The organism is Candidatus Binataceae bacterium (assembly GCA_035308025.1).
GTDB lineage: Bacteria > Desulfobacterota > Binatia > Binatales > Binataceae > JAJPHI01.
This window is the reverse complement of sequence record DATGHL010000027.1, coordinates 1-25,492: the sequence shown is the minus strand read 5'-3', so window position 1 is coordinate 25,492 and position 25,492 is coordinate 1. Positions and strand designations below refer to the sequence as shown.

The 25,492-nt window shown below is 61.4% G+C and carries 24 protein-coding genes; 11 read left to right on the top strand and 13 right to left on the bottom strand.

Translation table 11 applies throughout. The features are described from left to right. Nucleotides 1–6: 6 nt before the first annotated feature. The gene (locus VKS22_07860; GenBank protein HLW70524.1) at nt 7–891 is read right to left on the bottom strand and encodes a pirin family protein; all 885 of its coding nucleotides are present in this window, start codon (nt 889–891) and stop codon (nt 7–9) included. Nucleotides 892–1,266: 375 nt separating this feature from the next. On the opposite strand from VKS22_07860, the gene VKS22_07855 reads away from it, so the two are divergent. Together VKS22_07855 and VKS22_07850 are read left to right on the top strand one after the other, a co-directional pair. Beyond that, a complete protein-coding gene (locus tag VKS22_07855; protein ID HLW70523.1) occupies nt 1,267–2,640 on the top strand; it encodes a hypothetical protein in 1,374 nt (457 codons plus the stop codon). 8 nt (nt 2,641–2,648) lie between these two features. Further along, the gene (locus VKS22_07850) at nt 2,649–3,446 is read left to right on the top strand and encodes a hypothetical protein (GenBank protein HLW70522.1); all 798 of its coding nucleotides are present in this window, start codon (nt 2,649–2,651) and stop codon (nt 3,444–3,446) included. A gap of 203 nt (nt 3,447–3,649) precedes the next feature. Here VKS22_07850 and VKS22_07845 read toward each other — a convergent pair whose 3' ends face one another. Then, on the bottom strand, nt 3,650–5,374 hold the full coding sequence (locus VKS22_07845; protein HLW70521.1) for an amidohydrolase family protein: 1,725 nt from the start codon (nt 5,372–5,374) through the stop codon (nt 3,650–3,652). 376 nt (nt 5,375–5,750) lie between these two features. On the opposite strand from VKS22_07845, the gene VKS22_07840 reads away from it, so the two are divergent. From VKS22_07840 to VKS22_07820, 5 genes are all read left to right on the top strand, one after another. Next, on the top strand, nt 5,751–6,959 hold the full coding sequence (locus VKS22_07840) for a CoA transferase (protein ID HLW70520.1): 1,209 nt from the start codon (nt 5,751–5,753) through the stop codon (nt 6,957–6,959). 17 nt (nt 6,960–6,976) lie between these two features. Beyond that, complete coding sequence (locus VKS22_07835; GenBank protein ID HLW70519.1) at nt 6,977–8,197, top strand: CoA transferase; 1,221 nt, start codon at nt 6,977–6,979, stop codon at nt 8,195–8,197. A gap of 54 nt (nt 8,198–8,251) precedes the next feature. Next, nucleotides 8,252–9,436 (top strand): hypothetical protein, encoded by a 1,185-nt coding sequence (locus VKS22_07830; protein ID HLW70518.1) that lies wholly within the window; start codon nt 8,252–8,254, stop codon nt 9,434–9,436. 5 nt (nt 9,437–9,441) lie between these two features. Further along, nucleotides 9,442–9,855 (top strand): OB-fold domain-containing protein, encoded by a 414-nt coding sequence (locus VKS22_07825; GenBank protein ID HLW70517.1) that lies wholly within the window; start codon nt 9,442–9,444, stop codon nt 9,853–9,855. Between the two features lie 77 nt (nt 9,856–9,932). Beyond that, nucleotides 9,933–10,622: a glutathione S-transferase family protein gene (locus tag VKS22_07820; GenBank protein HLW70516.1), complete on the top strand. Its 690-nt coding sequence runs from the start codon at nt 9,933–9,935 to the stop codon at nt 10,620–10,622. On the opposite strand, the gene VKS22_07815 is transcribed toward VKS22_07820, so the two are convergent. The 4 genes from VKS22_07815 to VKS22_07800 form a co-directional block, all read right to left on the bottom strand. Continuing rightward, complete coding sequence (locus tag VKS22_07815; GenBank protein HLW70515.1) at nt 10,613–12,562, bottom strand: FUSC family protein; 1,950 nt, start codon at nt 12,560–12,562, stop codon at nt 10,613–10,615. The two genes, VKS22_07820 and VKS22_07815, sit on opposite strands and share 10 nt — an antisense overlap. A 320-nt stretch (nt 12,563–12,882) precedes the next feature. Continuing rightward, nucleotides 12,883–13,287 (bottom strand): efflux RND transporter periplasmic adaptor subunit, encoded by a 405-nt coding sequence (locus VKS22_07810; GenBank protein ID HLW70514.1) that lies wholly within the window; start codon nt 13,285–13,287, stop codon nt 12,883–12,885. Then, nucleotides 13,260–13,850: a biotin/lipoyl-binding protein gene (locus VKS22_07805; GenBank protein HLW70513.1), complete on the bottom strand. Its 591-nt coding sequence runs from the start codon at nt 13,848–13,850 to the stop codon at nt 13,260–13,262. Before VKS22_07805 ends, VKS22_07810 begins: the two co-directional genes overlap by 28 nt. 72 nt (nt 13,851–13,922) lie before the next feature. Beyond that, nucleotides 13,923–14,111, bottom strand: a complete 189-nt coding sequence (locus tag VKS22_07800) for a YtcA family lipoprotein (GenBank protein ID HLW70512.1) — start codon at nt 14,109–14,111, stop codon at nt 13,923–13,925. A 181-nt stretch (nt 14,112–14,292) separates the two neighbouring features. Here VKS22_07800 and VKS22_07795 point away from each other — a divergent pair, with 181 nt between their 5' ends. Next, nucleotides 14,293–15,816 carry a TolC family protein gene (locus VKS22_07795; GenBank protein ID HLW70511.1) on the top strand — a complete coding sequence of 508 codons (1,524 nt, stop codon included), beginning with the start codon at nt 14,293–14,295 and terminating at the stop codon, nt 15,814–15,816. 73 nt (nt 15,817–15,889) lie between these two features. Next, entirely contained in the window at nt 15,890–16,804 is a 915-nt protein-coding gene (locus tag VKS22_07790) for a DUF2333 family protein (GenBank protein HLW70510.1), read from the top strand. Nucleotides 16,805–16,818: 14 nt separating this feature from the next. On the opposite strand, the gene bcp is transcribed toward VKS22_07790, so the two are convergent. Then, the gene (bcp, locus tag VKS22_07785) at nt 16,819–17,346 is read right to left on the bottom strand and encodes a thioredoxin-dependent thiol peroxidase (GenBank protein HLW70509.1); all 528 of its coding nucleotides are present in this window, start codon (nt 17,344–17,346) and stop codon (nt 16,819–16,821) included. A 92-nt stretch (nt 17,347–17,438) separates the two neighbouring features. Between bcp and VKS22_07780 the strand changes: the two genes are divergently transcribed. Both VKS22_07780 and lpxA read left to right on the top strand, forming a co-directional pair. After that, nucleotides 17,439–18,620, top strand: a complete 1,182-nt coding sequence (locus VKS22_07780) for an acyl-CoA dehydrogenase family protein (protein ID HLW70508.1) — start codon at nt 17,439–17,441, stop codon at nt 18,618–18,620. 3 nt (nt 18,621–18,623) lie between these two features. After that, nucleotides 18,624–19,430, top strand: coding sequence for an acyl-ACP--UDP-N-acetylglucosamine O-acyltransferase (gene lpxA / locus VKS22_07775; GenBank protein ID HLW70507.1), 807 nt, complete (start codon nt 18,624–18,626; stop codon nt 19,428–19,430). Here lpxA and rpiA read toward each other — a convergent pair. The 6 genes from rpiA to VKS22_07745 form a co-directional block, all read right to left on the bottom strand. Beyond that, a complete protein-coding gene (rpiA, locus tag VKS22_07770; GenBank protein ID HLW70506.1) occupies nt 19,427–20,137 on the bottom strand; it encodes a ribose-5-phosphate isomerase RpiA in 711 nt (236 codons plus the stop codon). The two genes, lpxA and rpiA, sit on opposite strands and share 4 nt — an antisense overlap. Nucleotides 20,138–20,155: 18 nt before the next feature. After that, nucleotides 20,156–20,731 (bottom strand): GTP cyclohydrolase I FolE, encoded by a 576-nt coding sequence (gene folE / locus VKS22_07765; GenBank protein HLW70505.1) that lies wholly within the window; start codon nt 20,729–20,731, stop codon nt 20,156–20,158. A 1-nt stretch (nt 20,732) separates the two neighbouring features. Continuing rightward, on the bottom strand, nt 20,733–21,641 hold the full coding sequence (locus VKS22_07760) for a methylenetetrahydrofolate reductase (GenBank protein HLW70504.1): 909 nt from the start codon (nt 21,639–21,641) through the stop codon (nt 20,733–20,735). A 91-nt stretch (nt 21,642–21,732) separates the two neighbouring features. Next, nucleotides 21,733–22,767, bottom strand: coding sequence for a homoserine kinase (locus VKS22_07755; protein HLW70503.1), 1,035 nt, complete (start codon nt 22,765–22,767; stop codon nt 21,733–21,735). Between the two features lie 1,297 nt (nt 22,768–24,064). Then, a complete protein-coding gene (locus VKS22_07750; GenBank protein ID HLW70502.1) occupies nt 24,065–24,388 on the bottom strand; it encodes a hypothetical protein in 324 nt (107 codons plus the stop codon). A 14-nt stretch (nt 24,389–24,402) separates the two neighbouring features. After that, complete coding sequence (locus VKS22_07745; protein HLW70501.1) at nt 24,403–24,753, bottom strand: LLM class flavin-dependent oxidoreductase; 351 nt, start codon at nt 24,751–24,753, stop codon at nt 24,403–24,405. Nucleotides 24,754–25,492: the final 739 nt, after the last annotated feature.

Below are 25,492 nucleotides of genomic sequence, written 5' to 3'. Positions count from 1 at the left end.
CGCCATTTAGCTTGTCGGCGGGATGCGGCCGAAGGCGCCACGCTGATAGTCGCTGATCGCCTGTGCGATTTCCTCCTGGGTATTCATCACGAATGGACCATAACGCGCGATCGGCTCGTGCAAGGGCACGCCACCGATCAATAAGAGCTCGAGCGGTTCGTGCGCGTCCGTGGCCGCGAAGCTCACCTGGGCGCCATCGTTCGCGAGAATCGCCATCTGATGAGCCTGCACCGCGCGAGCGTCCGGGGCGAAGCTGGCGGCGCCGGCAAAAACATAGGCGAACGAATGGAAGTCAGCGGGCACTTCCTGCACCACGCTGGCTCCCGGAGCCATGGTGTAGTGGAGCATCATGATCGGCGTGCGGGTGTCGATCACCGCTTTCGCGCCCATCGCTTCGCCAGCGATCACGCGCACGCGAATTTTGCCGTCGGCGCTCACGGCCTCGGGGATGTTCGCGGACGGAATCTCCTGGTAACGGGGACGCATCAGCTTGTCGCGCCGGGGCAGGTTGACCCAGAGCTGAAAGCCATGCATCCGGCCGCCGCGGCGGGCGAATTCCGCCTCAGGCATCTCGGAATGAATCACGCCGCCGCCCGCGGTCATCCACTGGACGTCGCCGCGGCTCAGCTCGCCCGCATGTCCGTGCGAGTCGCGATGAATCAGCCGCCCGTCGCGCATGTAGCTCACCGTCTCGAAACCGCGATGCGGATGGTCGGGGGCACCTTTGGCTTCGCCTGCGCCGAGCTCGACCGGGCCCATCTCGTCGAGCAGCAGGAAGGGATCGAAGTCGCTCAGCTCGGGGGTGGGAAACGGTCGATTAACTACAAAGCCTGCCCCTTCGAGGGTGCGGACGCTCTGAATGACCCGTGAAACTGATCGGACCTGTGCCATTGATGTCGCTCCTGCGCGTCGGCTCGTTGAATGTCTGCGAGGTCAATATAAGCACGCTGTCAAGGGGCGATTCAGCCGGACCGCCGACGGATCGCAGCCAGGGCGAAAAAGGGACCGGGCTCGGTAGCCCTGCTGCACGGCTCCGTTTGCAGTGCAAAGCTTGGACGCTAAGAAATACTAGCAATGTGAGACTGCCCCCTGAGTTATGAAAGCCTTTTGCTGGCACTCCAGTTGCTCCCGTGGGATTCTCAATTGGCGGTGCTGCCCTAGCGGGATTTCGTCCAGACGACCCGCGACAGAGCAATGAAAAAAAATTCGCCAACTCCTGACTTTAGTAAATGTAGGATAATGTTTACTGACAGGAGGTAAAATCAAGTGCTTTATAGCAAGCTGTTTCGAACCTCATTGCTGACAGCTATATTGGCCGTCTCGCTCTCCTCTGAACGCTTCGCGCTTTGCCAGGAAGCATTCTTGCGCGCCGAACCTCGGAGAACAGATACATATAACCGCGAGCGCCATAGGATTGACGAATGGGCGCACCGCGACGACGAATGGGAGCACCGCAACAATGACTGGCGAAGCACGGTTAATCTGCCGCGACTGGCTTATCCAAACGCCCCCAACCGAACGGTTCGAGCCTCGGAAGCTTTCAGCGCTTCGGAAGCACTGAAATCTCGCAAACAGCTGATTACAAACGGAGGAGATCTCACTGGATTAGTTAAGCAACACTCCATTGCAGGAAATACAGTCTCCGAAGCCCTCAGCCCGAAGAAGCCACTATTTCCGAGCCAGTATCTCTTCGAATCTGCGTACCTTGATCTGAGAAAGCATTACCAATGGGACAAAGATGTTTACCAAAGCGAGCTTTCCGCTCTACCCAACTTACATGCGAATCTGGCGCCACCGCCAGGAAATAACGCGTCGCCGGTATCGGCGACCACAATCGCGCCGCAGCTCATAAACCTTTCGGACTTTAAGCGCCCTGACGGTACGCTTGATCTCACGGCCGTCACCGCCACGAGCAATCTCTCGTCGTCTCCTCTGATTGTGGTGGACGATGGGTCGGATTCGAACCCGACCAAAAGCGTTGTTGATCTGCAGCAGCAGACCAGTCGAGATGTATTTCTCGCGCGGGACGCTGGCGCAGGCACCGAACACCTTAAAGTCTTTCAACGAAGTGTAGTGCGGAGTCCCGCCGACATTGCCGTTTTCATGGACCCGGGGATTGACGATTATGAACTACGAAAGAACTTAACCTCGCCTTTTGTCAAGAATGGCTTCACCGTTTATTCTGACGAAACTATTGTTAACGCCACGCAATCGTCCAACGTGCTGCTTATTGCCGGACGCAACAATGATAACCTAACCTCACAGTTAGCAATGTTAAAGCGCGCTGGAGCGTTAACAGGCAAAGTCGTTATGCTCGTGTCCTGCTATGGAGAGGGGGTTGAGGTGCGAAATAGCGACCTGACAAAAGAGCCCGACGCAGCCGCTGCTGTTCTATACTTCTCCGAAGAGCTCAATGGGCCTTGGGCTGAAAATATTCTACTCGAGTTTGCAAAGGGCCCGTTTGATCCTAACGGACTCCGCATCGACCACCTGCTCAGGAACGCGGCTCAGCGAGTATTAGATGCAGACCCGGAAAACAGGGAACAGGAGAACAGCTCTGAGATCGGGAAGTTTATGCACCCAGTAGTACAGCTTTCTTTCAACGATGCGCTCGGCTGGACCACCGATAGAATCGCTTGAGGATACCAATGGATTTCATGGATTCGGAATCATCTCGTGAACTGTCGTTGACGCTTGCTGATGCGGTTGATCCTCTACTGACAATTGCTCCGAGTCGGCGGCATTTCGGAAAATCAAATGAACCGGATTTGCAGAAAGGACGGGTTAGTCTTCGAATAGGAGACCGTCCTATCGTACGGGACCTCAAGCTGCTCTACCGCACAACTCACAATCAGCTTCCGCCAGATTTTGAAATGTTCACAGCATATAACGTGTGGTTGGTTGGGTTTGGCCTCGGCATTTTACGGGAAGCTGGGTTCAGCAAAGTCGAGAGATTCGGCTTTGCAGTGACGTTCGCGGATACCCCGCGCGTCACCGTACTGGCGGTGTTGCCGCAGACCAGATTCCTGAAGCGCGCTGGGCTGGATCTAAACATGGAGGCTGTGCTGGCCCTCAACGGAGCTGCGCAAATTCCGAACACCGCGGTCGAGCTGTTTGCCCAGGCAATATCATTGCCGCTGTCTGCCGATGCATCGCTAAAACTTAGCAGCGAGCTGAAGATGGTGGGTAATCTATCATTTTCGGTGCAGACTCCGGTCATTGCAGCAATTGGAGTCGGAGGTCGACACGCGGAGTGGCTATTCGAAAAGTCCGCGCAGCCACTAGTCGGTGACCAACAAATGATGCTCACACTCCTAGCGCCGAGAGCGGCGGACGAATTGCAGACTACGCTGCGAGTTTCTGTAACCATCAGCACCTTTAATCTTCTTCCCTGTCGATTGGAGAAGGAAGTTTCACTGACAGTGCCTCTAAGCGAGGCACAATAAGGCTCCCGTCTACCCCTGCGCGCTGCCTTCGCGGCGCCTTGACCAGAGGATGTCTGCGAGGTCAAGCGCGCCGTCAAGGTCGATTCAGGGCGGATCGCTGATGGGCTTGAGCGAGGGCAAAAAAGAGAGGCCGGGCGGATGCCCGGCCTCTGCAATTTTCACTGACACCCTCACGTTACCGCGTGGATGTGAGGTGCGCCGAATCAGGCTCCGCTACGGAGCAGCTTGCCCGGGGTTGCGCCCGTGCACTTGCTGCCTTCCTCGAAGGTCACTTCGCCGTTGACCATCATCGTGCTGTAGCCCTCGGAGCGCTGGACGCGCCGCCATTCGCCGCCCGGGAAGTCGTGAACGATTTCCAGCGGCTTGATCGCGAGCTTGTTGAGGTCATAGACGACGACGTCGGCGCAGGCGCCTTCAACCAGCGTGCCGCGATTCTTGAAGCCGGCCGCCATCGCAGGATGGGCGCTCAGACGGAAATGCAGCTCCTCGAGGGAGAGCATGTCGCTGTCGCGGCCCATGCGGATGAGCGCTTCAGTGGTGTAGCGGCCGCCCGAGAAGAATTTCGTGTGGGCGCCGCCGTCCGAGACGCCGAAGATCGTCATACCGCTTGAGGTGACCATCTCCTTCATGTAGTCGTCGCGGGCGTTGAGGGGTGGGGTGTAGAACTCGGTATTGAGTCCGTCGGCGGTGGCAATATCGAGCATCGCATCGACCGGATGTTTCTTCTCGGCCTTGGCGACTTCACCAACCGTCATGTTCTCGTATTTCTTGAGGTCGGCGCGATTGCAGGTGAGGATTGTGATGGCGCTGACATTGTTGGTGATGGCGCCGGTCATCTCATTATCGACCTTGCGCAAGCCCGGCCGCCGCTGCGGATCGCTCAGCTTGAGCAGGCGATCTTCGATCGAACCGACGGTGACTTCGCGCCACTCCGGCATGTCGTCCCACAAGTTCCAGTCCTTGAAGGTGAACAGAAAGCCGAGATCGAGCGTCGCGCCCTGACCGTAAACGCGGATTCCGCGCTTCGCGCAGTTTTCGATCCACCGCACTTGCCGGCGGAAGCGTTCGGGAAAGGCGTCGTTGATGGCGATCGCGTTGTAGAGGATCGGGCGGCCCGCGGCGAGCGCCAATTCTTCGAAGTGCTTCTCGGTATGATCCTGCGCGTCACCCTCGTAGCGGCTCGAGTTGGGAATGTACGACATCTGGATGAAACCCTCGTTGCGCTCGCCCAGGACCTTGGCGAAGGCCAGCGCGGTTTCATCGTGCATCAGATCGGTAACCATCGGGCTACCGTCGAAATCGGCCTGCACGCTGTTCTCGCCGAAGCGCTGCGCCGACCATCCGCACGCGCCGTGATCCATCGCCTCGTGGATCATGCGCTGCATCTCTTTGGTCTCGGCGTCGGTCGGCATCCGGCCAGACTTGGCATCGTCGAGGCCCATAACCCACGACATGACTGGCGCCATCGGCAGGAAGGGCACCATGTTGACGCCCTTGGGGTGGCGATCGACGCTGTCGAGGAATTCCGGATAGGTGACCCAATCCCACGGCATCCCGGCCTTCATCGAGGCGTACGGGATGGCCTCCGTGCGGGTCATCGTCATCATCGCGCGATCGCGCATCTCGGGCTTAACCGGCGCGAAGCCGAACCCGCAGTTGCCGATAACGATCGAGGTCACGCCATGCCAGCTGGAAATCGTGCAGTACGGATCCCAGAAAAGCTGGGCGTCATAGTGAGTGTGCAGATCGACGAAGCCCGGGACCACATGCTGGCCGTCGGCCTCGATGATCTTTTTACCCTCGTGCGCCTTCAGATAGCCGAGCTTGGCGATCTTGCCGTCTTTGATGCCGACATCGGCGCGGTAGCGCGGCAAGCGCGTACCGTCAATTACCGTGCCTCCCCGAATGATTGTATCGAACTCTGCCATTGCAATTTCCCTCCGTGCCGGCATCGCGGCCGGCGGTCCGTTGATTTTCGCTGCGGTTGCTGGCGGGTACCCCTAATGTCCCCGGTCTGATCGGCTTATACTAAACTTCGGGCCAAAGGTACAAGCCTTCGGAAACGCTTTCCGCGAGAAAGTTTTCAGGCAGGACGTTTTGGACACCGCTGGCGGGTCATAAACGGAAGGTCTCAACAGCGCGATTCCGCGAGCTCACGGCCGATCGCGGTAGTGAGGCGAGTTGCACCTAACGCGCAACCGTCGCCGGGTGCGCGCCGAACAAGCGGCCGGTGCTTGCCCCCTATCAATTCGTCAGCGGTGCGCTATATTTGCGCGACGCCACCGTTGGCAGGAGTGAAAAAGCTTGGCGCGGCAAGCCCTCGAAGAGTTGACGGTCATCGAATATGCCGAGATGGTCTCGGGCCCGATGTGCGGCAAGATGTTTGCCGACATGGGCGCGCGAGTGATCAAGCTCGAGCCGCCCGGATGCGGCGATGCGGCGCGCGCGCGGCCGCCGTTCGTCGATGACGAACCTCATCCCGAGCGCAGCGGCTTCTTCTTTTACCTGAACACCTCGAAAAAGAGCGTGACGCTGGATCCGGCGCAGCCGAGCGGCGCAGAACTCTTCCGCAAGCTCATCGCTGACGCCGACATCCTGATCGAAAACCGTCCGCCGGGCTTTCTCGAAAAGCTCGGCCTCGGCTACGAGGCTCTGCACGCGCTCAATCCGCGGCTGATTGTCGTTTCAATCTCGCCGTTTGGGCAGAGCGGGCCGTATCGCGACTGGAAGGGCGGCGAACTGATCGAATGGGGAATGAGTTTGGCGGGCAACAACACGCCGACCCTGGTTGACGATCCGGAGCGCGAGAATCCGCTGAAGGCGCCCGGCCATCCGGCGGAAATGCTGGGCGCGGCCAACGCTGCCGCAGCCGCGATGTTTGCGCTGTTTCAGCGTGACGCGACGGGTGAGGGTCAATGGATCGACGCGCCCTGCTGGCAGGCGGCGGCGACCACGGCGAAGATCGAAATGGCGGTCTGGAGTTATGTCGGTCTGCCTTTCAGCCGCCTGCGCAAGAACGTTTCGGTGGGGCTCGAACCGCTGCCCTGCCGCGATGGCTACGTCTATACGCTGTGGGCCGCCGATACGCACTGGAAGGCGCTCAAGCAACTTCTCGGCAATCCGGAAAGCCTCGCAATCGAAGTTTTCGACACATTGGCCGGACGTCACGAAAACGACGATGTGTTGCGGCCTCTGGTGCGTGAGGAGCTCGCCAGGCACGACATGGAAGAGTTGGTGCGCGAGGGTCAGAAACTCGGTCTGACGATCGGCCCGGTGCATACGGTCGCGCAGGCGTCTGAGCATCCGCATCTGCTGGCGCGCGACGCGTTCGTGGAAATCGATCATCCGAGCGCCGGCCGCCAAAAGTATCCGCATCATTTGGTCTCGATGACCGCGACGCCACCCACTCCAACACGGGCGCCGCTGCTCGGCGAGCACAATGGCGAAGTTTACGGCGCGCTCGGCCTCTCGCTGCTCGAGCAGCAGGGGCTGCGCTCAGCGGGCGTGATCTGAATCAGGAGGACCGCGTAGTGCCACGACTTCCGCTCGAGGGAATCCGCGTTGCCGACTTTAGCTGGATCATCAACGGCCCGCAGATCGCGCAATGGCTCGCGACGATGGGCGCGGAGGTTATCAAGGTCGAGTCGCAGGTCTATATCGATATCGGGCGGACCAATCCGGCGGGGATGCCGAAAAACCAATCGGGCTACAACGCCAATGGCTTTTATCACATGCTCAACTACGGCAAAAAGGCGATCAACCTGAACCTCGCGACCGCCAGAGGGCGCGAGCTTGCACACGCGATCGTGCGCCGTAGTGATTTCGTCCTCGAATGCTTTCCGACGCCGATTTCCGAGAAGCTCGGCCTCACCTACGCCGAGATGAAAAAGGTCAAATCCGACATCATCATGATTTCGGTCTCGCTGTTGGGAAAAACCGGCACCGAGCCGTCCAAATGGGTCGGATGGGGTCCGATGGCCTGCTGCTTTGTCGGGATGTTCGACGCCCAAGGTTATCCGGGCGGTCCGCCGCGACAGACCGGCGGTACCTGGCCCGATTACGCAATCGCCTCGACAGTGGTGTTTCACGCGCTCGCCGCATTGCGCCATCGCAATCGCACCGGCGAGGGGCAATGGATCGACGCGAGCATGGGCGAGACCGTGATCGGCCAGATGCATGAGTATTTCACCGACTATGCGATAAACGGGCGCGATCGCCGGCAACAGGCAAATCACGACGATCTGATGGCGCCGCACAATACTTATCAGTGCCAGGGCGACGACCAGTGGATCGCGATCGCTGTGAGTAACGACCGCGAATGGCACGCGCTATGCCGCGTGATGGGCCATCCGGAATGGGCGCTCGACGCGAAGTTTGCCGATCAGTTTGGCCGTCGGCAAAATCGCGACGAGCTCGACGCGCGGCTTCGCGCCTGGGCGCGCAGTTATGATCATCGCGAGTTGGCGGCCACCCTGCAGAAGGCCGGAGTGCCGGCCGGTCCGGTGCTCGACAGCGTCGAGCTGCACGAGGATCCGCATCTGTGGGAATGGGGCTACTGGTGGAAACTCAACCATCGCGAGGTCGGTGAACGCACGCTGCCGGGGATGCCGGTGAAGCTCAGCGCCGCACCCGAACTCAACTATTCGCCGCCGCCGGACCTGGGCGAGCATAATCGCGAGGTCTTCGGCGGACTGCTCGGGTTGAGCGACGCCGAGATCAATAAGCTGATCGAAGAGAAGGTGATCTACTGACCGAACGGGCTGCCTGACCGCTCGTCCGCACGCGGGTTCAATGTAGGAGGTTCTGTGTATTCACTCAAGGATAAGGCTTGCATCACCGGGGTCGGCGAATCGAAATTCAGCCGCGGCTCGGGCAAGACCGAGCTGCAGCTTCTGCTCGAAGCCTCGGTCAACGCGATCGCCGATGCGGGACTCAGTCCGCACGACATCGACGGGATCATCGGGCCGCCGCTCGGCGCGACCTCGGAACATATGGCGGCCAACCTCGGCATCGAGGACATGCGCTACGCTACCAGCGTGCACATGGGCGGCGCGAGTCCGGTGGTCGCCCTCCAAAGCGCCGCGATGGCGGTGGCGTGCGGACTCGCGAACCACGTCCTGATTCCGGTCGGCTGGAACGGCTATTCGTCGAATCCGGTGCGCGGCGGCGGCGCGCGCGCCAAGAGCGAGGAGAGTTCGATGCCGCCGCCGAATCCGATGGTCAACACGGTTGGCGCTTACTACCTGCCCTACGGCGCTACCGTGCCGGCGCAGTTCTACGCCTGGCTCGCGACGCGCCACATGAAGCTCTATGGCACGCCGTTCGAGTCGATGGGCGCGATCGCGATCGCCGAGCGCAAGCACGCCCAACTCAACGAGCGCGCGATGATGCGCGGGCGGCCGCTCTCGATGCAGGATTACCTCGACGCGCGCTGGGTCTCGTTTCCCTTCCGGCTCTATGATTGCTGCCTCGAAACCGACGCCGCTTGCGCGATCGTCGTGAGTGCGGCGGAGCGCGCGCCCGATCTCAAAAAGCCGCCGGTCTATATCTCCGGCGTGGCTGAGGGTCATCCGTATCCCGCCGACGATATTCCCGCCCGTCCCGATCCCTTTGTCATCGGGCTCACTTTCGCGGCGCCTAAGGCCTTCGCGATGGCCGGGGTAACGCCAAAGGATATCGATTTTCTCGAAGTCTATGACTGCTTCACCTACGTCGTGATGCTCCAGATCGAGGCGATGGGTTTCTGCAAGCGCGGCGAAGTCAAAGACTTCGTCACCGGCGGACGGATCGAGCTGGGTGGCGAGCTGCCCCTCAATACCCACGGCGGGCTGCTCTCCGAAGCGCATGTCTGGGGCACGAATCATATCGTCGAGGCCGCGCGCCAGTTGCGCGGCGAATGCGGCGCGCGCCAGGTTAAGGACGCCGAACTCGGCCTGGTCACCGGCTGGGGCGACTTTGGCGACGGCGGGCTCGCGATTCTCAGGAGATAAACATCGTGGCTGAAAAACCCTACATTCTGCCTCTACCGCGGGCGCGCGGCCGCGCCGCCGAGTTCTACCAATTCTGCAAAAACCACGAACTGCGCTTTCAGCGTTGCGACGATTGTGCGGCGTGGCGGCATATCCCGCGCGACATGTGCGCGAAATGCGGCTCGTTCAAATGGAGCTGGTCCGCGTCGTCAGGCAAAGGCACGCTCTTTTCCTGGACCACCGCGACGCAACCGATGATGCCGCAGTTCGCCGAGAGCGTCCCTTACAGTCCGGCCGTGGTCGAACTCGAAGAGGGCGTCAGGATGGTGACCTGGCTAGTCGGCGTCAAACCGGAAGAACTCCAACTCGGGATGCCGCTGCGGGTCGCCTTCGACGACGTCACGCCGGAAGTGACTCTGCCGAAATTCCGCCGCGCGTAATTTTCACCGTTTGGGCAACCCGCGGTCGCGGCTCGCGCAGAGTTACCCGATGTCTCATGTAACCAAGGGTAATAATCATGATCAAAATGTATGACCTCGCCGCGGCCGAACCGGACCGGCGCTTGAGCCCGTTCTGCTGGAGGACCAAGCTTGCGCTGGCGCACAAGCAACTCGAAGTGGAAACGATTCCGTGGCGCTTCACCGACAAGCCGCAGATTGCCTTCGCCAACTGGGAGCGGGTCCCGGTGATCGTCGACGACGGCAAGCCCGTCGTCGATTCATGGGCGATCGCGAGCTACCTCGAGACGGCGTATCCGGCGCGGCCGTCGCTGTTCGGCGGCGCCGCGGGACCAAGCCTCGCGCGCTTCTACAATGCGTGGGCGGATACTGCATTACAGCCCGCAATGATCCGCTTTAACGCCCTCGACATTTTCAATCATCTCGCACAGGAGGACCGCGCCTACTTCCGCCAGAGCCGCGAGGCGCGCTTCGGCACGACGCTCGAGGAATTCTGCAAGGATCGCGAATCGCGGCTGCCGGCGTTCACGCAACTGCTCGATCCGCTGCGCCAGACGCTCGCGGCGCAGCCCTTTCTCGGCGGTGACGCGCCGCTTTATCCCGATTACATCGTTTTCGGCAGCTTCATGTGGTCGCGCTCGATCTGCCCGCTGCGGTTGCTGGAACCGGCGGATCCGGTCAATGCGTGGCGCGAGCGTTTGCTCGACGCTTTCGGCGGGCTCGCGCGCCGCGCTCCGGGCTATTGGTAGGGCAGGCGCGCGAGCCCGTCGTCCAGCTCGCCCATCAGCACCGACAGGCGGCGCATCGATTCGAGTTCCGCAAACAGCGTGCGCCGTTGCTCCGGCGGCCAGTCACGCAATCGCGCGAAGCCCTCGGCTTCAATCCGCGCGCCCAGCTCGGACAGCGCTGCCGACATGGTCGCTTGATTGGCCTGCGCATCCGGTGGGGCGCTCGCGACGCGCTCGGCGCCTTCGATCCATGCGCGCCACATCTCGAGCTGCGTGACGATCGCGCCGAGCGCGGCGCGCAACGCGTTCTCAGTTTCGGCATCAAGCTCGGGACGGCTGGACATGATGCGCTGGAACGCCAGCCCCTCGAAGCGATGCGCGATACGGCGCAACGTTCCGGCGATTTGCACGACGGCATCCGCGTTGACCTTGCTCGCCTTACCCTCGAGACGCGCATCGTCAGCCACGGCGAGCGTCTGTTCAAGCACGCCGTTTAATTGGGTCTCGACCGCGCGAATCGCGGCTGCGTCGGCAGTGCCGCCCGGCGCGAGCGCGAGGGTCAATTTAAACAACTGACGCAGGCGCGGTAGTAAAGAAGCTGCGGCGTATTCAGGCCACAAGACGAGCGAAGCCACGATGGCGATGCCGGTCCCCAGCAGGATCGCCCATACGCGCCAGAGCGAGGCTTCGACGCCGGTCGTCGGGCTCAGCCCGACATACGCAAGCAGGAAGGTCGTTCCCAGTTGCTTGCCGGCATACGCAATTCGCCCGCTGCCCTGTCCTGTGTAGCTGCTGACTATGAGGACGACAAAAATCGCCAGCACGTATACGGGCAGGGTCTCGAAATTCGGCGAAACGACGATCACCATGAGTACGACGGCTGCGCCGCCCGCGATCGCGCCGATTAGCCGCAAAATCATCTTGCGCGCCGCGGCGCCGTACGTGGGCAGCACCGTTATGAGAATGGTCGTCATGATGGTTGAAAGATCGGCCCGCTGGCTGCTCAGTCCGATGACGTAGCCGGCGACCAGCGCGAGCGCGACTTTGAGACAATAGCGGATGGCCGCGGGATCAAGCGCGGCCGGGCTGGAGGGCGACGCAGGCCCAGCGTCGGCCGGTTCGTCGAGCGGGCGCTCGATCAGCCGCGCGACGCCATGCAAGTAGCTCAAAAAGGCGCCGACATTCGCTAACTCCGCCGCCCCGGTCGTCGGCAGATACGAGGGCCGCAATTCGATCACGCGCGCGTCGAGCGCCGCGATCGCGGAACGCATCTGCTCGATAGCCGATGTCGGCGGTGCATCAGGACCGGTGAGGAGCATGGCTGCCGGGTTGTCAACGAGTTCGTCCAACACTGCGCCGACAGCCGCCATTGCAGCACGAATCTCCACAGCCACCGACCGTCGGACGACCCGTGCGATCTGTGGGTCGTTGGCTATCACCATCTCATTCGCCAGCGTGCGCAGTCGCGACAGCCGCGTTATTGCGGCGACCAGCACCGCGCGCCGACGCTCCGAGAGCCCCTCCGCCTGGGCGCGGGCCAGCAAGCTCAGAGTGGCGTTCATCTCGTGAGCCAAAAGAGGCGCCGGCCGGCGGCGGTCGTCCGCGACGTAGTCTGCCGCCGAACGCATAAGGGTTGTGCGGACCCGCTTGAGATTGTCGGCCAGCGACTCGAACAGAATTTCTTCGGCCGGATCGGGCCAGAACCAGTTGTCGAAGAGCGCGATCAAACCCAGCGCGATCGCCACCCCACCAAACGCGGCGGCAGAGCTCCAACCAATCTGTGCGGGGGCGTACATCACGCCGTACAGCGCGTCAAAGACCAAGACCTGCGTGACCAGCCCCGCCGAACCGAGATCGTAGCGACCGATTAAATACGTTGAATATGCGCCGAACAGGGCGATTGCCATAAGCATCAGCACGGGACTCTGCGCCAGCGCGCGCGCCGTCAGGAGCGCGAACACGATAGTCGCGGATCAGCGTTAACAGAACCGCCGTCCGCCAACGCATCATTGCTACCGGAGCCGCGGCCAGAGCCCAGATGAGATATGGGCCTAGCGGCGAATCGACGTGCGCCGCGGCCATCAGGCCGGCGCCGAGCGCGCCGATCAGCGCTGCGCGCAGAGACGAACGGAGCCGATGCGGACGGAGGGTGAATTCGTCGCGCAACGCCGCCAGCATTGCCTCGAGCCGTCCGCCATTGAACGCGTCGAGCCGGATTGCATCGTAGGGCGTCGCGGCCATGGTCAGGCGAATCCGCGGATGTGCGCGCCGGCGCGCCCCATCAGCGGAAGCCCTCGATCGTCACGACTGCGGTTGCCCCCATGCGATAGGGAAACTGCGGGTCGGACGGTTCGAGCGTGATCCGCACCGGAAAGCGCTGCGAGAGCCGCACCCAGTTGAGCGTGGGCTCGATCGCGGGGAGGCCCGCGACGGTCGCCCCGTTTTGCTGATAGAGCGCCCAGCCAACCCCCTGTACGTGAGCGCGAAAACTGTGGCCCGGATAGGCCAGCAGAAAGACGTTGGCGGTCATACCGACGCGGATATGGGCCAGGAAATTTTCGCGAAAATTCGCGATCACGTACCACGTGCGGCTGTCGACCAGGCTCAGAACGTCGCGCCCCTCGTTGGCGTATTGCCCAACCGCGATATTGAGATTGGTTACATAGCCGTCGAACGGCGCGACCACGCGGCAATAGTCGAGATTGAGCTTGGCGGTGTAGGCCTCGGCTTCGGCGGCCTTGATCCGCGATTGATATTGCCTAACTGCCCCAGATCGTTTTGCGCCTTGTCGACGTCGGCCTGGGCGCTGTCAACATTGGCCTGCTCCGCCTGGTAGCGGGTGCGCGCGTTGTAAACGTCGTCGGCCGTCACAAAATGCTTAGGCAGCAGCGGCTCGATGCGATCAAGATACTGGTGGGCGTAGGCGGCATTCGCCCGATGCTGCTGATGTTGCGCGCGCGCCGAGCGAATCGAATTCTCCAACGCCTGAACTTGCAGCCGGGTGAGCTGGAGCTTGGCTTCTGCGTTGTCGTAGGCCGCCTGGTAGGGCCGCGGATCGACCACGAACAGCATCTGCCCGGCCCGCACCTGCTGATTATCCACGATTGGCAACTCGACGATCGGCCCGCTGACATGCGGCGCAACGCCGATCGTATTCGCCCGCACGTAGGCGTCATCCGTGCGTGGATAGACATAGTATTGGCGCGTGGCATAGATCAGGCCGGCCGCGGCGGCGGCGAAAACTGCCACGCTTATCAAACCACCGGCGAATCGCCTCAGGGTGTCGCGCGGCGCTGCTGACGCGACAGGCGCCATACGCGTTCAGGTCCGATTGAAGAAGATGATCCAGGCGACGCAGGCGATCATGATGCCGAGGCTGGAGTAAAAGCCCGGCCGCCACCACAGGTAAGGGTCAAGTCCGCTCAGCAGAAAAAGCGGATGGAGCATCGCGATCCCGATCGCCCCAATAATCGCGCAGAGCAGCCAGGCCGGGAAATTGGCGCCGGCGATATTGACGACCGGATCGCAACCGCCAACGTCGCCGCCGCGAGCGTCGCGGTCAGGATCGGGTTACTCACTCTGATTGCACTGCGCGGCATCATTATACTGTCACCCGTCGAAACTATGACCGAGCGAAAACGCCCGCGCAACGCGGAGCCTTTGATAACTTTGAGTCCGCGAGAGGAGCATGATGGAACCCGGGAAATCAAATCTTCTCCGACTGAAAACGTCGCCCGACCGCGCAACTCGCTGCCGCCTCTCCCTCCTCTCCGCCGCAGCCCTGGCGCTGACGCTCGGCGGCTGCGGCGAAGTCCCGCGACTGCCTGAGTTGACGCCCGACAGTTACGTCGCCAGCTCAGTCACGCAACAATGGTCCGCCGCCGGCACGACATCCCATGCGCCCGACACGATCGGCGGTGCGAGCCTGGCCGCGTCACCGCCCGTTCGCGATCGCAGCGACTCGCCCTACTCGCTGGCCGAGCTGATCGATGTCGCCCTCACGCACAACCCGGAGACGCGCGTCGCCTGGGAGCAGGCACGGGCCGACGCCGCAGCCTGGGGCCGCGTGCGGGCCGCCTACTATCCGAAAGTCGCGACCGAAACCGACTTCGAATACTCGCGGACGATTTTCCAGATCGGCGGCGGCAACGGGCGGATCAAGACCGCGCAGATCACCCCGATGGTCGAGCTGACCTATACGCTGCTGGACTTCGGCCGCCGCCGCGCGAGCAGCGATGCGGCCCGCGAACAGCTTGCCGCGGCCAATTTCTCTTTCAATCGCGCGATGCAGGAGGTGGTCTTCAACACCGAGCGCTTCTTCTATGCGCTGGCGGCCGCGAAGGCTGCGGTGCAGGCGGCTCATCGGAATCTCGAGCTCGCCCGCACCGACGACGACGCCGTCAGCCAGCGCGTCGCTCACGGCCTCGCCACTCGGCCGGAATTGCTGCTCTCGCGCCAACGCGTGGCGCAAGCTGAATACGACGTCGCGAATGCCGAACTGTCCGTGGAGGAAGCGCAGGCCAACCTTGCGCTGTCGCTCGGGATCGCGGCGAACGACGCGATCGAGGTCAACGGCCTCGCGCATCAGCAAATTCCCACTACGCTGGCCGCGCAGGTTGACGATCTGATCAACCAGGCGATCGTTACCCGCCCTGACCTCGCCGCCGCGGTCGCGACGGTGCGAGCCGGCGACGCCAGCATCCGCCGGGCGCGATCTGAATTCATGCCGGAAGTCGATATTCTCGGCAATTACGGCGAGCAAAACTGGGGTTATACCTTCAACGCGGCGCCGCAGATTCAAGGCAATCTGCCGCAATATACCGCGCTGCTGGCGCTCAAGTGGGACGTCTTTACGGGCTTTTCACGGCTCAACGCAGTCCGCGAGGCCGAGGCCAATCGCCGCGAGCGCGCGGCCACCCTGCAATCCCGCGAACTGGCAGCGATCGCCGAAGTTTGGCGCGCCTACTACGAGTTCCAGTCTTCCCGCAAACGCTATGACTTTGCGCGGGCGCTGCTCAGCGCCTCGCAGGAATCCTACGACTCGCTGCTCGATACCTATCGCCAGGGGCTCAGCACGATCGTCGAATTGCTGAGCGCCGATCGCGATCTCGCCAACGCGCGCTATACGATGATCCAATCAACCGCTGACCTGCTGACCGCCAGCGCGGCGGCGGCCTATGCGGTCGGCGCCGTGCCGATGCCGCCCGCGCCCTAGCTGGATGTTAGAAGCCCCTCGCACTTCCATGGCGCGACTTGGCCGGAGTTGCTCAGCGGGGCACAATCAGCGGATGCGGCTGAAGAAATACAGCATCATCGCGGGGGCGATCCTTGCCGGATGGTTCGCGATAATCGTAGCGCTCCATTTTGGCCAGAAACGGCATGACCGTCTCGACTATTCGATCGAGCAGACTTTTCCGCCCGACAAGCCATTCATTCCCGGCGAGATTTATGCGACCACGCTCGCGGAGATCATGGATCACGAATTGCACAGCGGCTTTGGCTGGCGTCCGAATGATTTTTTTCTCTGGGGCCCGCGCGTGCTCGCCGACAACAACGCCAATCGCCAGTTGGGGATCATCATGGCGCTGCGCGAAACGATGCGGGTCTTCAAGGACCATCTCACCAAGATCTCCTCGAACCAATACGATCCGAATCTGGTGATCGCGGATACCGATTTCCGCAACGATCCGAATAAATGGATTCTGCCCTCGGCCGAGGACAAGTACCGCGACGGCGTCAGCCATCTGCGGATGTACGCCGCGGGATTGCACGCGAATCCGCCGACTTCGAGCCAACTCAATCAGCGCAATGTCGAATTGATCCGCTTGTTCCAGTCCTGGACTGACCTGCTCGGCGACGCCCACGCGATGCTCTACGAGAGCCATAAGCAAGACGGCAGCCCGATCTATCCGTGGAACGACGACGATTATTTTTATCACGCGCAAGGTTATGCGCACGTTATGTACTACATGATGCAGGCCGTGATTCGCGAATATAATCAGACCCAGAAGACCAAGCCGATCGTCGCCTCATTGATGCAGGATACGCTTGACCCGTTGCAGCAGGCCGCGACTATGAAGCCGTTGATCGTCCTCAACGACGCGCCGACCGGCATCTTCGCAAACCATCGGCGCAATCTCGACGCCTATATTTCCGAAGCGCGCCAGAAGATGTACTCGATTCGCGAAGAACTCGAACGCTGATGCGCTGGCAGGACTCAAGCTAGTTCCATTAGCGCGTCGAGCACTTCCTCGGTATGGCCGTTGACCTTGACCTTCGGAAAGACCTTCCGCACCACGCCCGTGCGATCGATGATGAAGGTCGAGCGTTCGATCCCCATGTACTCGCGCCCGTACAGCGACTTTTTCTTATACACGCCGTAGGCTTTGGTGACCTTGTTGTCGGGATCTGCCAGCAGCTTGAAGTTAAGGTCGTATTTGTCGATGAACTTTTGATGCGACGCGGAGGAGTCCGCGCTGACGCCGACGACCTGCGCGCCGGCTGCCTTCAAGGCGCTGGCAGTATCGCGAAAACTGCACGCCTCGGTGGTGCAGCCTGTGGTCATATCCTTCGGGTAGAAATAGAGGACTACGCTACCTCCGGCGGTTAATTCTTTGAGCGCGACCGGGGCGCCACTTTCGTCGGGCAGTGTGAAAGCGGGCGCCGCCTTGCCCTCGAGCGGATGCTTCTCGGCGACGGCCTTTTTACTCGGAGCGGCTTTGGCGGGCTTCACGGCTTTGGGCATCGCGAACTCCACTGAGTCAGGATTGACGCCAGCGTAGAGTGCCTGCTTGAAGGAAGCAATTTGCGGGCTTAGGGTTGAGCGAGGCATCGCGCATGAGTGCGGAAAGCGAACAAGTCAGCAACCGGATCCTGGAGGCGGCGCGCGCGCTTGGTCCGCAGATTCGCGCGTCGGCGGCCGCGATCGAGCAGGGGCGCCGGCTGCCGCTCGAGCTGGTCGGCGCGATGAAATCCGCGGGTATCTTCGGCATGACGATGCCGCGCGCGTGGGGCGGTCCGGAACTGGATCCGCTGATGCAGATACGGGTGATCGAGGCGCTGGCGGAGGCCGACGGCTCCGTCGGCTGGTGCGCGATGATCAACAGCGACGGCGGCTATTACAGCGCGTTCCTCGAGGATGGCGTCGCTCGCGAAATGTATCGCGACCTCGAAGCGCCCACCGGCAGCAGCCTGGTCTTCTCCGGCCGCGCCGACCGCGTCGCTGGCGGTTATCGGGTCAAGGGGCGCTGGCCCTTCGTCAGCGGCTGCCAGCATAGCGATTGGATCGCCGGCACCTGCGTCGTCTATGAAAACGACGCGCCGAAGCTGGTCGCGGAGGGCGTGGCCGAGCGTCGCGTATGCTTTGTTCCGGCCGCTGACTGCGAAATCCTCGACACCTGGCATACGACCGGACTACGCGGCAGCGGCAGCAATGACGTCGCGATTAATGACATCTTCGTGCCGGCGGAACGCAGCGCCGCCTTTCCCTTTCGGCCGTTGCGCAAAGAGCCGCTGTACGTCTGGCCCCTGATGTTCGCCTACAATCTGCCTGGCGTGACGCTCGGGATCGCTCGCGGTGCGATCAACACTTTCGCCGAGCTGGCCGCGCGCAAGGCGACTACGATCAGCATGACGACGGGTCATCCCGTGATGCTCCGCGACGAAGCTTACGCGCAGACTACAATCGCGCGGGCCGAGGCGCTGGTCGGTTCGGCCCGCGCCTATATCTTCGAGCAGATCGGCGATATCTGGGCGACCTTGCAGGCCGGCAAGCGGCTGTCGCTCCGGCAGCGCGCCACTTACCGGATTGCGCTCGCGCACGCGCACACCGTATGTCTCGAAGCGGTCGAGGGGCTCTACAAGGCGCTCGGCGGTTCGTCGGTCTATGCCGCCGGGCCATTCGATCGGCCGCTGCGCGATCTGATTACGATCAACCAGCACACCATGAATTCGCTCAAGCTTCAGGAGACCACCGGCAAAATCCTGCTCGGTTATGAGCTCAACGACGCGCTGCTCTGAGCGATGGCGAGTCGCATACATCCGAGCGCGGTGCTGAGCGGCGAGGTCACGCTCGACGACGATGTTGAGATCGGGCCGCTCTGCATCCTCGACGGCCGCATCCGAATCGGCGCGCGGACCCGCCTGATCGGCCACGTTACGATTCTGGGCGACACCGAAATCGGCGCCGACAACGTCATCCATCCGAACGCCGTGATTGGCGACGAGCCGCAAGACCTGGCCTATACCGGCGGACAGCGTCGCGTCATGATCGGCGACCGCAACATTTTTCGCGAGGGTGTGACGATCCATCGCGGGAGCGAGCGCGGCGACTACACGGCTATCGGCAGCGATAACTTTTTCATGCAGAATGCGCACGCGGCGCACGATTGCCGTGTCGGCGATCGCACGATTATTGCGGGCGGTGCGCTGCTCGCCGGCTGGGTCGAGGTCGGTGACGGCGCGCTGGTCTCGGGCAACTGCGTGGTGCATCAGTACGTGCGGATCGGCCGGCTTGCCCTGATGCGCGGGCTGAGCCGCACCAGCCGCGACGTGCCGCCCTTCTGCATCATGGACCTGACCCACACGCTGCGCGGGATCAACGCCATCGGCTTGCGGCGCGCCGGGCTTAACCGCGATCAGATTCGGGAGCTGCGCGCCGCCTTTATCAGTCTCTTTGGCGAGCGGCAAAATCTCAAATCCGCGCTCGCGCGGCTCGAACAAGCCGGGCCGCCAGCGCCGGAGGTCGCAGAAATGATCGCCTTTATTCGCGCGAGCAAGCGCGGCGTCGCCTTCGGCATGAAGCAGACTGGAAGCAGCGAAGAAGACTAGGTCGGACGAATCATTTGCGCGCGGGTGGCCGCAAACGTCTTGATCGTGCCGTCGCGCATCGCGACCAGCACCAGGTCGGCGAGGCCGACAAAAAGTCCGGTGCCGACGACGCCGGGAATCACCAGCAACTCGCGCTCGAGGTGCGCGGGATTGCTAATCGCTCGCACGCCGCAGTCGATGACATAATTGCCGTTGTCGCTGACGAATTCGCCCCCGTTCGCGCCGACCCGGGTCTTCGGTTTCAGCCCGAGTTTCTTAAGCTCGCGCGTGATGTAGGCGAGCGCGAAGGGCACGACCTCGACCGGCAAATTGCCGCGCGCGCCGAGCCGCTTGACCAGCTTTTCCTCACCGACGAGAAAGATTCGCCGCCGCGACGAGACCGCGACGATCTTTTCGCGCACCATCGCGCCGCCCAGACCCTTGATCAGATTGAGCCGCGGATCAACTTCGTCGGCGCCGTCGAAATCGGTGGCGATGCGCCCGGCCGCTTTCAACTCCACCAGCTCGATCCCGAGTGAGCGGGCCAGCGCGGCGCTGGCTTCCGAGGTCGGCACGCCGCATATGCCAAGCTGCGCCGCCGCGACTGCGCGGATGAAGGCGCTCGCCGCGCGGCCGGTGCCGAGACCGAGCGTCTGCCCAGCCCGGACGTAGCGCAGCGCGTATCGGCCGAGCGCGTCAAGACCCGATGCAGAGCTGGAATTCTGCACGGCGCGACGCTCCCGCTCTCAGGATTTATTGTTGCGCAGCAGATTCATGAATTCCTGCCGCGTTTCGAGATGCGTGCGGAAGCGCCCAAGCATCGCCGAGGTGGTGACGTAGCTATTCTGCTTCTCGACACCCCGCATGCGCATACACAAATGTTCCGCTTCGAGCACGACTGCCACACCGAGCGGCTTGATCTCGTCCATGATCGTGTGGGCGATTTGCGTGGTCATCCGCTCCTGCACCTGCAGACGGCGCGCGTAAATCTCGACCATCCGCGCGATCTTGGAGAGGCCGACGATATGCCGGTTCGGCAGATAGGCGACGTGCGCCTTGCCGTTGAAGGGCAGCAGATGATGCTCGCACAAGGAGTAGAAGTCGAGGTCCTTGCACAGGATCATCTCCTGGTAATCCTCTTCGGTGAAGAGCGCGCCGTTAATCGCGTCCTTGGGGTCTTGGCCGTAGCCGCTGGTCAGGAATTCATAGGCCTTGACCACGCGCGCGGGCGTCCGCGCAAGACCTTCGCGACTCGCATCCTCGCCGATATGATGCAGAAGCTGGCGGACGGCATTTTCCGCCGCGGTCCGATCACGTTCCATCTTACTGCTCTGCCTCCGCGCCGCTTTGCCGGCGCCGCCACGCGAGCGCCAGCTCGATGGCGAGTGAAGGGCCGCCGCCGCTCATAATATTGAAACCCGCCACCCGCCCCGCAAGCCCCTCCATCAAGGCCAGGTTCGCGGCGATCGAGGCGCGCCGCGCGTCGGCGTCGCTCATCCCGCCGTAGCGGTCGAAATGATGGGCCGCGCCGCTCAGGTCTTTGATCTTTTCCTTCATGTAAACCGCCATCGATTCGCGCTTGACCGGCAGAATTCCGAGCAGCACCTTGAGGCCGTGCCGATGCGCCTCCTCGGCGAAGCGGAGCGCGGTCTCCTGTTCAAAGACCGGTTGCGTGATCACGAAGCGCGCGCCCGCCGCAGCCTTGCGCTGCAACAACTCGAACTCGCGCGCGAGGTTCTTGCGGTTCGGATTACCCACCACCCCGGCGAGCAGCCGCGGCAGCGTCTTGAGCGCCGCGCGACCTTCGCCGGTGTCGCCGCGGTTCAGCGCTGCGATCTGCTCGAGCAATCCGAAGGTGTCGAGCTCGTGGACCGGACGCGCGCCGGCGCTGCCGTCGGGCGGCAGCTTGTCGCCTTGCAGGGCGACGATCGCATCGACGCCGAGCGCGGCGGCGCCGAGCAGATCAGAGCGGAGCGCAAAGCGGTTGCGATCGCGGCATGAAACGTTGATCGCGACCGGAATGGCGCACCGCGCCTTGACCATCGCCGCGAACACCAGCGACGACATCTTGACCCGGCCGAGCGCGTTGTCGGCCAAGTTGATCGCGTCGACCACGCCGCGCAGCGGCGCGAGCCGGGCCAACAGTGCCTCGGGATTGATCCCGCGCGGCGGCGCGACTTCAACCCATAAAAGGCTGCCGCCGCTAACCGGGTTATCGAGTACCGAAGTCACCCGCGATGCTCAAAAATTGGCGGAAAATCCTGCGAAAATCTTCCGATGATTGGCTGATTTGATTATCGCGCTCGCCGGCGCGCCGGCGGCCTCAGGCCTTGACCCGCTCGTCGGCCTTGACCTTCTGATATTTACGATAATCGTAGCCGGTCGCCATCGCCATCAGCAGCGGCTCCATTCCGCCCTCGGTTTCGCGGCGGAGCACCCGCAGCCGTTCGTAGAACTCGCGGAAATCCTTATGCACGCGCTGATCGCCATCGACCGGCCGGAGGAAAAAATCGTGCAGCCGGGTGACGGTAAAGCGCAATGACGAATAGCGCAGCTCGTTCGGAAAGGCGTCCCATTCCGCCAGTGAGAGTGTCCGCACCGACTCATATCCCGCGAGCAACTGGAGGAACCTTTCGAGCGAATAGTTGCCGTCCACGAAGCACAGGGCATTGACCGCGGTCGCGATATCAAAGATGAACTTGCCGCGGCAGGCGGCGTCGAAATCGAGCACCGCGGTCAGTTTTTCGCCACGAAACAGCAGGTTATCGGCGAACAGATCACCGTGGATGATCCCCTTGGGCAGCTTATTTTCGAGATACTGGGTCAGATAATCGATTTCGTCTTCGAGCGTCCGCGTAATCTTGCGGAAATAACTCGGCAGCCGGTCGCGCACGCCGAGGTAGAGGTCGGCCACGCGCTCGAAGCTGAAGCGGTTGTCGATGCCCTTTTTGTAGCCTTTGCCGATGGTATGCAGATCGGCGAGGGTGCGGCCGATCGTTTCGAGCTGACTCGCCCGCAAGCGCTCCGGGTTGATTACACGGCCGTCGTAGTAGCGGAAAACCGACGTGCATTTGGTCTTGTAGTCGCGATAGAAGCGCCCCGAGCGATCTTGCAAAGGGTGGGGACAGGGAAACGAGTGTTTGCGCAGGAAGCTCAGCAGATCGAGTTCTCGCCGAACTTCGCTCTCGCCCTTGACCTCGTCGATCCGGATCAAGAAGCGTCCGCGACCAGTCTCAACCGCGTAATTCGAGTTGATTGATCCTTCCGGAATGCCTGCGTATTTGGTTACGCGGCCGAAACTGTAATCCTCGGCGAGCTCCTGAACGAAGGATTTATTAAGCTCGGTATAGGCGGCCATCAGGATGCGAATGCTTGGTTGAGGTTGTCGTCGCAGTCTAGAGCGAGATAGTCGGCGCGTCAACTGGAAACTACGAATCCGTAGCATTTCCGCGGGCTTTTTACCGCTTGCGCCGCGCGAACCCAATTGAATCATGGTGTGAATAGTGCAGCGATGCTGCTCAACGAGGTGCAGAAGCAGGCCCGCGAACTCGCGCATAAGGATGCGCAAATCGCCACGCTCTAGCATCAGGTGTCCGCGCTGAAGCGGAAGGACGCACAAATCGATGCGTTGCCGGACGCCTCGACGCGCTCGAACAGCAAGCGCGCGCCGCGCGGCCAGAGCGTCTCGCTGCCGCGCGCTGACACTCGCGGCGAAGCTCTGTCACGCTGCGCGCCGCGCCAATTTCGCCGATGGAGGAAGAGATCGATGAGACAAGTAGGGCAGGCTGGTTTGGCGGTGGCGCCGACCACGCTTTCTTTTTTGCAACGATCATTTGCAACATTTTAGACCCAGTATTCACGGGCCTTTTTACAACGCTGCAAAACTTACCCTATTTGCAAGCCAGAAGTGTTTCATTTCGATTCGATCGATATTTTATCAGATTAAGCTGTGAGATGTTTAAGGATGGTATCGAACGTAACCATGAAGCAAATCTATCTTTTGCCGCGAAAACGGCGAGAAGTCTCCGCAGAACTACTGGAATGTGCGCAATCCCTGAGGTCGCACCACATTGAATGCTACGCACCAAAGGCGACCTAGGATATGGCTCTTTTTGGGTAGAAGACCACCTGAAGCAGCAGGCGAGAGATCTTTCGGTAGAAGCTGGGTTTAATGTGGTATCCGCAAATTAGGTCACTACTTTTTTTTCTTATTCTGCTACTCGTGCTGTTCGCGGTTGCCCGCGCCGCTGAACCCTCGCTCGATATGGAACGCGCCAAGGCCGAGCAGGGCGACGCACCTTCCGAAATTAATTGTATGCCAAAGGCGCGGGCGTGCCGCGCGATGAGACCGAAGCGGTGAAGTGGTTTCGAAAGGCCCTGAATAGGGTAATGCAATCGGCCAATTTAATCTCGCCGGGATGTATGCCAAAGCCGAGGGCGTGCCGCACGATGAGACCGAAGCAGCGAAGTGGTATCGAAAGGGAGGCGAGCAGGGCGACCCGCCTTCCGAATTAATCTCGGCTCAATGTACGTCAACGGCGACGGCGTGCCGCATAACTTTGTGCTCGCCTATATGTGGTCTTCTCTCGCCGCTGCGCAAGGTAATCACAAGGCTCGACAAAATCTTGACTAATTGAAATAGTAATTACCCCCGATCAAAGAGCGGAAGCGCAAAAAATGGCCCGCGATTGGCAACCGCATGACGCCATAGCTGTTGATGCCGCTCGGCGCAAAGGCTTTAGATAGCCGCCGCTCAGCGGATGAGGAGGCTCAGTCCCGTTCACCTCGCGCCAGACCTTATGATAGACCGCGAAGTCCTGCTTGACGGCGTCCCACGGCTTCTGCGGGATGACCAGCACGCCGACCCCGAGCTTCGCCATGATCGGCATCGATTCTGGCGAGGCCGCGGCGGCGTAAGTGCGCCCGCGAAATGATCGGGCTGGGAAGGGGCGGATATCGCGGCGCGGCTGTTTGGTCATCGCGCCGCCCTCCATTAGCCCCATAGCCCTTCGCCAGCCCGCGCCCAATCCCGAGAATAAAGCGGCCGTTCGACAGATGGGTCAAGCACGGAAACCTGCTCGGCGACGCGGATCGGATCGTGCCACGGCAGCACCACGACCATCGAGCCGAGCTTCACCTTCTTGGTCGCGCCGGCCATGTAACTCAGGAATTGCAGCGGGTCGGGGCACATCGTGTAGTCGTCGAAGTGATGCTCGATCGACCAGACCGAATCAAAGCCGAATGGCTCGGCCATCTCGGCCAGCCGCACCTCGTGCCGCCAAACCTCAGTATCGGAAAGAGCATTGCCGGGGTTCTGAAAAACCGCGCCGTAGCCGACGTGCATGGGAGCCTCCTGACGACCAGCGGATGTGATTGTCGCGGGTACGGCCCGAGGTGCCGTCACGCTTTCCGCCTTGATGATCGTTTAGCGCACTTCCGCTCCGCGCTTCAAGTCGTCTGAAGATATGCTGACAATCACGACGAGACTCCGTCACGCTGCGCGGCGCGCCGATTTGGCCGATGGAGGATAGAGATCGATGAGACAAGTGGGCAGGCTGGTTTGGCATCGATGGGGTGGCGCCGACCACGCTTTCTTTTTTGCGACGAATATTTGCAACGTTCAAGCCAGATTTAGGGGGCTTTTCACAACGCTGCAACACTTACCGTTAGTGAAACATGGAAACAGCGGGGCGAGCCGGAGCAGTGTCTGTGGAATTTAGCCGAAATATCTTTTTGCTCTTCTGAAACCCAATCTCTCTGCTTCATCGACAGTTCTTACATAACACTCGCCTTTGCTGCAGATTTTCACGCGGTCATATTGCTGGTCAAAGGGAAGATGGTAGATTTTGCTCTTTTGATTTATGTTGCACTTAATCATGGGATAATCAGTCGATAGCGGTAATTGTCGTATTGATATGCCCAATCTGTCAGCGACCTTGGCGGCGGTAGTGTCGGTCAAGTGGTGGAAAAGCAGTAAGCATCGGCCAGGCGACGAGTTGAGCGGTTGAAGTATCAACTTGCTATTACGCTGCCTCCGGTTGTTCGCTGATTGTGGTCAGGTCGTGCCAGCCGACGAGGCGGCG